This window comes from Bacteroides sp. 43_46 (assembly GCF_001915455.1).
Lineage (GTDB): Bacteria > Bacteroidota > Bacteroidia > Bacteroidales > Bacteroidaceae > Bacteroides > Bacteroides caccae.
This window is the reverse complement of the sequence record NZ_MNQN01000051.1, coordinates 1-11,632: the sequence shown is the minus strand read 5'-3', so window position 1 is coordinate 11,632 and position 11,632 is coordinate 1. Positions and strand designations below refer to the sequence as shown.

At 42.5% G+C, this 11,632-nt stretch carries 6 protein-coding genes and 1 pseudogene; all 7 read left to right on the top strand.

The genetic code is table 11. The features are described 5' to 3' along the window. Positions 1-1,092: pseudogene (locus BHV72_RS05520) on the top strand (SusC/RagA family protein); the annotation flags it as partial. Positions 1,093-1,101: 9 nt separating this feature from the next. Then, positions 1,102-2,907: a RagB/SusD family nutrient uptake outer membrane protein gene (locus BHV72_RS05515; RefSeq protein ID WP_122134069.1), complete on the top strand. Its 1,806-nt coding sequence runs from the start codon at positions 1,102-1,104 to the stop codon at positions 2,905-2,907. A 20-nt stretch (positions 2,908-2,927) separates the two neighbouring features. Beyond that, positions 2,928-3,806 carry a DUF4959 domain-containing protein gene (locus BHV72_RS05510; RefSeq protein ID WP_022041758.1) on the top strand — a complete coding sequence of 293 codons (879 nt, stop codon included), beginning with the start codon at positions 2,928-2,930 and terminating at the stop codon, positions 3,804-3,806. Positions 3,807-3,897: 91 nt separating this feature from the next. Beyond that, positions 3,898-6,669, top strand: coding sequence for a glycoside hydrolase family 35 protein (locus tag BHV72_RS05505; protein ID WP_122134068.1), 2,772 nt, complete (start codon positions 3,898-3,900; stop codon positions 6,667-6,669). 15 nt (positions 6,670-6,684) lie between these two features. Then, entirely contained in the window at positions 6,685-8,271 is a 1,587-nt protein-coding gene (locus BHV72_RS05500) for a glycoside hydrolase family 43 protein (protein WP_055172165.1), read from the top strand. A 42-nt stretch (positions 8,272-8,313) separates the two neighbouring features. Next, positions 8,314-10,299, top strand: a complete 1,986-nt coding sequence (locus tag BHV72_RS05495) for a DUF5054 domain-containing protein (RefSeq protein WP_122134067.1) — start codon at positions 8,314-8,316, stop codon at positions 10,297-10,299. Between the two features lie 49 nt (positions 10,300-10,348). Next, positions 10,349-11,632 (top strand): BACON domain-containing protein (locus tag BHV72_RS05490; protein ID WP_286855043.1); only part of this gene is annotated, 1,284 nt, incomplete at its 3' end.

The following is an 11,632-nucleotide window of genomic DNA, read 5'->3' as shown; positions in this document are numbered from 1 at the left end:
TTGGGATATACAACAGGCCGAGATCAAAACATTTCAAAAAATGGTCCGAAATATATCCGTTATGCCAACAATGATATTACATGGGAAGTAGGTAGCAAATGGAACTTTGGTATCGACTTGGGTATCAAGAATGAACTGAACATAACGTTCGATATCTTCAAGGAAATACGTAATGATATCTTTATGGAGCGTCAACAGATTCCGGACTACTGGGGTACGAATGGAAAGGATAAATGGATGAACCTTGCGACAAAAATGTATGGTAATCTTGGTAAAGTGGAAAATAAGGGACTTGATTTCTCTATCGACTATGTGAAGAGGTTCAATAACGATTTCGATATGTCATTCAAGGGAACATTTACGTATGCCCATAACAAAGTGCTTGAATATGACGAGCCGGATTTCCAGAAATATCCCAATATCTCACGTGTGGGACATTCTGTTGACCAACAGCTTTTGTACATTGCCGAACGTCTCTTTATCGATGATTCCGAGGTGCAACGTAATCCGAAACAAAACCTTGGAGGCTGGGTGAGCGGAGGTGATATCAAATACAAGAACTTGCCGGACGTAAACGGTAATTATGATAATGTTATCGATTCAAACGACCGTCAATATACAGGTATGCCGACAACTCCTGAAATAGTATATGGTTTCGGTCCTTCATTCCGTTACAAGAAGTTTGATTTCTCTTTCTTCTTTCAAGGTGCAGCTCGTGTGTCTATTATGATGAATGGTATCCATCCTTTTGGTGCTGAAGGTATACGTAATGTATTGCAGTTCATAGCTGATGACTATTGGAGTGAAACTAACCAAAATATCTATGCTGAATATCCGCGTCTCAGTAAACGTGACAATGAAAACAATACAAAAGCATCTACATACTGGCAACGTAACGGTGCATTCCTTAAGTTGAAAAACTTAGAGGTCGGATTCAACCATAAGTTTTTCCGTGTTTATCTGAGAGGATCTAACTTGTTGACATTCTCTCCATTCAAATATTGGGATCCTGAAATGGGAAGCGGTAGTGGATTGTCTTATCCGACTCAACGAGTGTTTAATGTGGGTGTTCAATTTTCAATCAATAAATAAACCGGATTTATGAAAAACAAACTATACCAAGCTCTATTGCTTATTTTTCTGGTAGCAGGGATAAGTTCTTGCGACTATTTGGACATCGTTCCTGATGAACGTCCGACTGAGGAAGCTGCATTTAAAGATAAAAATGCAGCTGAACGCTATTTGTATTCTTGTTATGCTTTTATGCCCAAAGAACGCAGGGGGTGCTATTTATATCAAGGAGGTGATTGTCTTACCGATTATGACCGGAAATTTCTTGAGGGAACCCATACCGCGGCCAATATAGGTGAGTTCGCGTATTGGAGTCGTATGTATGCCGGTATACGTCGTTGTTATACGCTGATAAACAATGTCGATGCTGTACCACGTATGGAAGAAGAACTGAAAATCATATATAAGGCAGAAGCTAATTTTTTGATTGCGTATTATCACTTCATGTTACTACGTGCATATGGTCCGATTATCATTATGGATCACGAGGTTAGTGTAAGTAGCACGGAGAAACTGAAGCGAAGTCCGTTTGACGTATGCGTAAAATGGATTGCCGACAAGTATGACGAAGCTTGCAACAACGGATTGCTTGCCGTTCAATCATCATCCTACTATGGCAGAGCTACACAACTGGCTGCCAAAGCACTGAAAGCAAGGCTTTATTTGTATGCGGCGTCTCCTCTTTTCAATGGCAATAGTTTTTATGCCAACTCATCTCTTTACGATCCGGAGACAAATGAGCCATTGATGCCGTTGGATTATAATCCATCTAAATGGAATACTGCGCTTACGGCTTGTCAAGAAGCGTTGACGCTGGCGGATGAACAGAAATACACCCAGTTTCAGATTGCTAATGAAAGCGAAATTCCTGAAGAATGTTGGCCCAAGGATTTAATCCAATATGCTTTGAAGATGCAAATTATGGATAAGAAAAATATGGAAGTCATTTGGGCGGATACCCGTACGGAAGGTGTTTATGACCCACAAAACCAATCCGCTCCGCGTGATCCGGTGAATGGAGGTAATAGCTGGAATGGAGTAGGTCCTACATTGGATTTTGTGAAAGTATTCTATACAGAAAACGGACTCCCGATTGACGAAGATCCGAAATACTACACTCCTGATGATTATTTTAAGATAGGACAGTATGAAGGACGTACCACGTGTAACCTCAACTTGAAACGTGAACCTCGTTTCTATTCATGGGTTTCATTCCATAACGGATATTTTGAAATGCAGCGTGAAGGATATAATGAAGGTAGAATTGTTACTATGTTCCGTAAATCAGACAATCATGGAAAACAAAACCGTTCTACGGACTTTTCATTGAGTGGATATTTAGTAAAGAAATGGTGCACGCCTACTTATGATACCCGCAACGGGTTCCAGAATTATCCGTGGCCTGTTATTCGCTTGGGTGAACTGTATTTGAATCTTGCAGAAGCTGCAGCAGAAGCAGGTGAATTAAACATTGCCAAGACAGCACTGAACAAGATAAGGGAACATGCCGGCATACCGACTGTGGAAGAATCATGGGAAGGAATTGCTACGTTGACAAAAGATAAGCTAATTGAAATAATTCGTCAAGAACGTATCATCGAGTTGAGTTTCGAAGGACACTACCGTTGGGACATGGCAAGGTGGAAAGAATTGGAGCATGTCTTAGGCCACAATCCGTCTGCTCTTAATACAGATGGTGTGTCGGATGAGGATTTCTTCCGTCCAGTGGTAGTAGATCGTGCTTGGAAGTTCACTTCACCGACTCATTACCTGCTTCCGATTGCAGATTCGGAATTGAATAAGAATACGTTGATTGTGCAAAATCCGGGTTATTAATCATTAAAATAGCAATTACGATGAAAAAGAAATATTTTTTCATGGCATGTTTAGCCGCCATATTTATGGTATCTGCTTGTAACGACGATGATGACAAGGCAGCTGTCTTACCGTCGGCTATTAGCAATCTGACAGCAACGCCTCTTGAAGGAGGAGTGCTGCTGGAATGGGAAGTTCCCGTCGATTCCAACCTGTTCTATGTACAGATAGACTATACTCATCCTGTCACAGGCAAACGTGTGAATAAGAATGCCAGTGTCTTTTGCGATACTATGCTTATTGAGGGTATGTTGGCAAAAGATGGTGAATACACATTCCATGCCACACCTGTCAGCTCAACCCAAGATGTGGGTGAGAAGTTGGAAGTAAGAGCTTCCGCACTTCCTGTCCAGCCGGTGGTGAAGGAAATCACTGATAAAATTTTATTAAGTAAAGACAACTTGTTTTGTAATAAACCTGATCCGGATGAAGGAAAGTATATAGAGTATTTGGTGGATGGTAATTACACTAACTTTTTTCATACTGATTGGCATGATGCGGGTACTGTTCCGCACTATATAGATATCACTCTTCCATCTCCTGTAGAGCAGTTTAAGATACAAACTTACTATCGTAATGGAAAGTATGGTCAATGTCCTGTGGAGATTACCGTATTAGGGAGTAATGACGGTGAACAGTGGAACAAGATTGCGGAAATAGAAGATGATGGCAAAGGTGGTGCTTCTTATACCACACCTACGTTGGGGACAGAAGGACAGCCTTATTCATACATCCGTTATCGTGCAGACGAGACTTCCGGCAATGCTGTGTACTTTGCGTTAGCTGAGTTGGAATTCTATACTGTCAGAACTGAGATTTACGATCCGGAAGGTATTTACCGACCCGAAGACAAGGAATAGCTGATATATAAGAATAACTGAAATTATTGCTTATTATTTATGGAAAGGAGGGGGCATGTCTCCCTCCCTTTCGTCTAAACAATAGAACTTCATGAACAAATTGATAACATCGATCCTCGTATGTTGTTTTGCTTTTAATTTATATGCCGAACAACTTCCCGCTAAACAATTCTCACATCCGGAACGTATTCGTTACGATCAGCATTGCTTCACGATAGAAGGTCGAGATATTTTTATCTTGAGTGCGGCTTTTCATTATTTTCGCGTTCCTCAGGAGTTATGGCGGGATCGTTTCCGTAAAATAAAGGAGGCGGGATTCAACACTGTGGAGACTTATGTGCCGTGGAATTGGCATGAGCGCACTATGCCGCGTAATGTAAAGGACTATTCGCAATGTGATTTTGACGACCTGAAGGCGTGGCTCAAGATGGCTCACGAAGAGTTCGGACTGTATACCATTGTCCGCCCGGGACCTTTTATTTGTGCAGAATGGGCAGGAGGAGGTTATCCTAGATGGATTGCCAAGTTTTGTCCGGCAAAATATGACACTAGCTTTTGGTTACGCAGTAACCATCCCGAACACATGAAATGGACCAAACATTGGTACGATGCTGTTTGTCCGGTTTTTGCCGAGGAGCAGCTTACACGTAAGAAATCCGGTGAGAAAGGAATTATCATGGTGCAACTCGAGAACGAATACATTTACTTTGGCATGGAGTCAGAGAAAAAAGAAGAGGTGCTGCGCGACATGGCAGCTTATTGCACGAACAATGGAATTGAGGTACCGCTGTTTACCTGTGTTACACCTGAGGTAAGAGGCTCGAAAGATGCCGTTATCAGTCAGTTGTTCGATATGGACAATCAATATGTATGGTGGAATATACAGGAGGCGAAAAGCCGCATTGAAGATTTAAAGAGACAACAGCCTAACGCACCGGCTTTTGTGTGTGAATTGCAGGGTGGCTGGTTTTCCACGGTAGGTGGAGGATTGAGTGAGGACAGCTATTTGGATGGACGTCATGCGCGTGGAATGGCATTGATGGCAATGGCCGGAGGTTCTACCGGACTTAATTATTATATGTTTTTCGGAGGAACAAATCTAGCCGGTTGGGGCGCTCGCCGTATGACTACCAGCTACGATTACGGAGCTGCATTAAAAGAAAGTGGTGGTGTGGGTGAGAAATTCGCTGCCGTGAAAGGAGTCGGGGATTTCGTCAATCGTTTTGGTACTCAATTAGCGAGAAGTGAAGCGATAGAGTTTACTACATCGGACAACATCAAGGATTTGACCGTTGGAGTACGCCGGACAAAAGAGGGAACTTTGTTTATTTTTATATTTAATAAAGATAAGAAAAAAGCATTCCGTGATAACGTTCAATTTCATATAAAAGGTATGCCGGCATTCAATGTTTATTGCTCGGTTGAGCCATTGGACAGCAAGGTGCTGGTACTATCTCAGGCGAATGGACAATGTGAATGGTATCCGAAAGAACAGACTTTGCCGGAACGTCCTGTCAATATGCCTATGCCGATACGAATTGCACAGGCAGAACGTTGTGATGAAACCTTTCAGGGGAACTGGCGACCACTGCGTAAAGGTGTTTCTTTGCCAGAAATTGGTGTGAACGATTGTCGTTACTCCATGTATCGTAGTGTAGTAAAACTATCGAAGAAAGAGGTAGAGGAATATGGAACATTGGTTTGTGAGATGTTTACGGCTGATCCGCTTTATGTACAAGTGAATGGAAAAATAGCTAAAAGGGCTTCTACCGATGAACTGGATAATACATTTGTCATAGATGGGCTACTGCATGAGGGAAGCAATGAAATCGTAAGCATCTATGAAAATCGTGGACACGCTCATGGATATCGCCCGATGGAGGAATTGAGCGGAATGAAATCTGCCGGATTGGGCAAGAAGCAATCTGCTATCCTTCCTATCGAAAAATGGGAAGTGAAAAAGGTGGAAAATAATGTCAAAGATATCAAGTCACTGCTGTCTAACAATGAAGGCTGGGAAACCATCATGCTTGATCAAAGTACTATCGCCAATCTTGCTACATTGCAAATAGCCGGACTGGAGAAGCCGGAATGGCCTGCCGCATGGGTGTTGCAAGGGAAAGAAGGAACGGCTATTTATCGTACTTCTATTGATATGACACGTCAGATGTTGACCGAAGGGCAAACAATGATAGAATTCGCTTGCGTAGATGATGCGGGTACGCTTTTTGTAAACGGTAAGGAAGTGGCAAGCCACGATGCTTGGGACAAACCGTTTGTAGCCAATATGAAAGATTTTCTGCATGAAGGAGAGAATAATGTGGCTATTGTGGTGCGTAATAGTAGCGGTGCAGGAGGATTGTTAAAGGGAATCCGCTTGTTCAGTGAACTGAAAATACTGAAGCCTCTGAAGTGGGAAGTAGCGCTTGATCTTGGAGGAGTGACACAAGGATATTGTGGAGGGAAAACCGCCGGCGGTGACAATTGGAAGGTGGTGACATTGAAAACCGATGGTACATTGCATCGAAAAGGAAACAATATACAGCCTAAAGGTAAACAAGATGCCTTATTGACTTGGTATAAAGTAACATTTGATCTGCCCAAAACGGAAAAAGAATGCTGGATTCCTTGGAGAGCCATTATCAATGCTTCAGGTACAGGATATATGTGGTTGAATGGGCATAATATCGGACGTTATTGGGAAGAAGGTCCGCAACGGGAGTTCTTCTTACCGGAATGTTGGTTGAACATGGGAGGAACGAATACATTGGTGCTCGGACTTCGACAATCCGAAACTTGCGGGGCCGTGTTGGAAGGGATAGAAGTAGCTCCTTATTATGAGGATGCAGAGTTTATTAAATAATAATTCAATAGGTATATGAATATATATAAATCACTTTTTTTAGGATTGGTGTGTAGTGCAGGAATGCACTGCACCTTCGCTCAAACAACTGTTTGGAATCCGGATAATCAGAATGGAACATTTACGAACCCTATCATGTGGGGAGACTGGCCCGATCCGGATCTGATCCGGGTTGATGATAAGTTTTATCTCGTGTCTACCAGTATGCACTATGTACCGGGATGCCCTATTGCTGTATCGGAAGATTTGGTAAACTGGGAAATGGCAGGATATGCTTTGGATCGTTATGATGAGGATCCGAAATATGATATGCAGGGTGGCAATCTTTATCTGAATGGGGCGTGGGCAACTACGATACGGCATCATAACGGAAAATTTTACGTCGGTTTCTGTACACCCTATGGTTGGGGACGGGAAACCGGGCATTTCTCTATTTGTATAGCCGATGATGTGAAAGGACCTTGGGAACGTACTATATTTCCTGAATATTTATATGATCCGGGGTTATTCTTTGATGAAGATGGAAAGGTTTACGTGGTTCACGGGCAAGGTACACTATACTTGACAGAGTTGAACTCGGACGTGAAATCCGTTAAAGGGAAACCTGTGAAGATATGGCAGGGTGGTTTTAAAAATGCACATGAGTTAGGAGGCGGTTTCGGTATGGAAGGATCTCATATGTACCGCATCAATGGAAAATATTATATTACTTGTCCTGCCGGGGGAACGGGAGGATGGCAAATCTGCTTGCGTTCGGATAATATCTATGGTCCCTATGAACACAAACTCATAATGAACGATTGGAGTTCATATCCCGAAAACGGACTTCATCAGGGTGGGATGGTACAGTTGAAAAATGGAGACTGGTGGTTTATGATTATGCAGGACAGAGGACCGATAGGACGTGTTCCGTGTCTTGTGCCCGTGAAATGGATAGACGGTTGGCCTATGCTGGGTGATGAAGGAAAAGATCTTATCACTTATCCTAAACCTGCTACCGGGAAAAAATCGAAGATAAAGAGTCCGGCTACTACCGATGAGTTCAATGCTTCTCAATTAGGTCTGCAATGGCAATGGAATCATAATCCGGATAATAGCAGATGGAGTTTGAAGGAACGTAAGGGATATATGCGTCTGTATGCTTCCCAAGCTTCTACATTGAAAGATGCTCGTAATACATTGACACAACGTGTTCAGGGACCGAGTTGCGAGGGTTCGGTAGAAATGGAAGTGACCGGACTTAAAGATGGCAATATTGCCGGATTCGGAATCTTCGAGTTTCCTTATGCCTATGTTGCGATACGACAAGAATCCGGTAGACGCAAAATTGTGATGTGTAATGACGGTAAGGATATCGAAACCGTAGAGCATTTCAATGGAGATAAACTGTGGATACGCGTACGTGCTACAGACAAAGAATTTAAGGCTTTGTTCTATTACAGTCTGGATGGTGTGAATTATAAACGTATTGGTAATGAATTGCAGATGGGATTGGGATTGCCGTGGACAGCCAATCGTTTTGCATTGTTCAACTTCAATACTACGCCGCAAGGAAATAACGGATATGCCGACTTTAATTGGTTTAGATTTACGAATAAGTAATGTATTTATACCATTCAATCTTCTTAAAACACATGCAATGACATGAAACGAATATCACTTTTTACTTTTTTCATCTTCTTAGGTATAGCCGGTTGTATGGCTCAAGTATCCGGTGAGAAGATCGAGAAAGTTTACGTTGCATTCAAAACTCACCTTGATGTGGGATTTACTGATCTTAGTTCCGTTGTGACCGAAAGGTATGTGCATGATTTTATTCCGAAAGCCATAGAAGTTAGTGAACGCTTGCGCGCTGACGGCTTTGGTGATCGGTATGTATGGACAACCGGCTCATGGCTTATTTGGAAATATCTTCGCACGGCATCTCCTGAGGCTGTGAAGCAGTTGGAGGAGGCCATTGGTCGTGGCGATATCGTATGGAATTCCGTTCCCTATACTGTGGAATCGGAGACAATGACGCGTGAACTGTTTGAAACCTGCTTGTTGCTTTCCAAACGTTTGGATAAGAAATACAACAAGCAGACTATTGCTGCAAAGATGACTGATGTGCCGGGACACACTCGTAGTATCATCGATCCGATGTATGACGCAGGCATTCGTCTTTTGCATGTGGGAATTAATTCAGCTTGTCCGTTACCTTCGGTGCCTACTTTCTGTCGGTGGCGCAGTCCTTCTGGTAATGACTTGTTGCTGGTTTATCAGAAAGATTATGGAGAAGATGAAGTATTGCCGGATGGAAAGACAGTTGTCAGTATTAATTTTACGGGCGACAACCACGGACCGCATAGCTATGAACGTGTGAAAAAGATTTATGCCGATTTGCGTAAGCGTTATCCTCAAGCTCAGCTTGTAGGTGCATCGTTTAATGATGTCGCCCGGGAACTGTTGCTGATAAAGAAGGATTTGCCGGTTGTTACTTCTGAGATTGGTGATACGTGGATATTTGGTTATGGTGGAGCACCGATACGTATGGCTAAATTTCGTGCTGTCTCGCGGTTGTATTCTCAATGGTTGAATGAAGGGAAAATCAAAAAAGATAGTGACGTTGCTTTGGACTTTGCAGCCGAATTAGGTCTGATAGCAGAACATACGCAAGGTGTGGATGTGAAAACACATCTTCGTCAATGGGACAAATATGATATGGATAAGTTTCTCAAAGGTCGTTCCGAAGGAATATTCAGTATGGCTGAAGCTTCATGGAAAGAGATTGATAATTATATCGATAGTGCTATCGCTTTCCTTCCGGCTTCCTTGCAAAAAGAGGCGCGCGAAGTAGTCGCAGAAGTGGATAAGGTTAAACTGGAGGATAACTCAAAGATGAAACCAATGGAACGGAAGCGTTGGGAACAACCGATAGCCGGTGGAATGACGTTGGCGGGATTGTCTTATCAAATGTTTGATGGGGATGATTATGATGATTTTCAAAATAGATATCTTCGTGCACGGTATGGTTGGGCATTGGATGACTTAGGTAAACGAGGTTTGAAAGAATCACATGCAGTGAGTGTAACGCTTTATGCACAGACAATGGCGCAATCGGTACGTAAAGAGAAAAAGGGGACACGTATTATCACTGAACTGAGGTTTCCTGAAAATGAGAAAGTGGACAAACGTGTATATCCCGAACGAATACAGGTGAACTGTTTTACGACAAAGAATGGAAAAAGGTCGGAAGTGGCATTGACCATTTATGGTAAACCGGCAGTACGTTTGCCCGAATCTTATTGGTTGTCGTTCACGGTGCCCGGTATTGAATCGGTGATAGCCGAGAAGATGGGTGAACGGGTGGATTTGATGGATGTGGTGGAAAAAGGTAACCGGCAAATGCATGGGATAGACCGTTATGTCGATTTGATAACCTCCGGGGAAACGATACGTATCAGCAGTAAGGAAGCTTTCTTACTCAACGTAGGAGAAGCTCAGGGGTTGAATTATTCAACCAACTATCCTGATAAACGTAAAGGGGCGCATTTTAATCTGAACAACAATTTGTGGGGAACGAATTTCTCCATGTGGAATGAAGGCTCGCTGACTTATCATTTTGTGATTGAGACATTGAATCGCAAATAAAGGAAAGTACTTGAATAACCTTATTTTATAACTAAAATGATTTTAAACCATGAAAAAATATAGTATTATTATTTTGATATTATGTAGCTGGGCGATGAGTCTGTTTGCTATATCTTGTTCCGATCAGGAAAGCAAACCGCAACCTTTTTTGGAAATAAAGAAGGACACTGTGGTGTTTGCACAAGAGGCTGCAAATACTTCTATTGTAGTGAATACAAACATTGCTTGGCAAGCCAGTGTGCCTTCATCCGGGAATTGGTGTACGGTTCAGGGAGCAGATGATTTGTTGTCTATTTCGGTAGAAAAGAATACGGGAAGAGACTTGCGTGAAACAGACATTGTTGTTAAAGGAGAAGGCCTTGAACAAAAAGTGCACGTGAAACAATTGGGAGAGCAACCGGATATTTTGTTGGAGAATGAGCGTCTCAACTTGAACTATACAGATACGGTAGTTACCGTCAAGGTGGTAAGTAACGTAGAATATGAAGTGGAAATTCCGCAAAACGCTGATTGGATTAAGGAAATGAAGCAACAAGTACAGGTACGGGCTATGGCGGAATCGGAACGTACTTTCAGCATTGAAAGAAATGAAGATGATACGGTGCGCTATATCTCTGTTGTATTCCGTTCTGTGGATCAGAAGGTCGAACGCTCATTGATGTTTCGCCAGGGACATCGGGATAAAGAATACAAGCCCGGTGATCCGTCTGAACTCGGCGATATATTCTTGCCTATCGCCAGTGGAAAGGCAAGTGAATTTAATTCGGATGATGAGAGTATTGAAAAGTCATTTGACGGAACTGCGTCCACTTGGTATCACTCACGGTGGTATGGTACAGTTTTGCCTGTGAAACTTGAGTACACTTTTGAAACTCCTCAAGACGTGGATTATTTTGTATATAAACCTCGAGGTTCAGGCGATAATGGTAATTGGAAAAAGTTCGACTTATATGTTTCCACAGCGCAGAAAGAAAATTATGAAAAGATAGCATCGTATGACTTTGCTGGTAGTTCTTCTTCGTCGAAGATAAGCTTCGCTGAACCGCTGAAGGGGGTAAAGTCCTTCCGATTTGAGGTGAATGAAGCTGTCGGTGGAGTGGTGAGTTGCGGTGAAATGGAATTTTATAGGAATGCTGCTCCTGTAGCAGGACTTACGGAAGTATTTGCCGACGAACTCTGTTCCGAACTTCGTGCAGATGTGGATCAACGTAAGATAGATGGATTGGAGAATAGCTTTTTCAGAATGATAGCGCAAAGTTTGTATGACAAGACCTATGATTTGGAGTACCGTGTGCAAACTTATGAACCTTATCGTGAAATTAACGATTTGGCG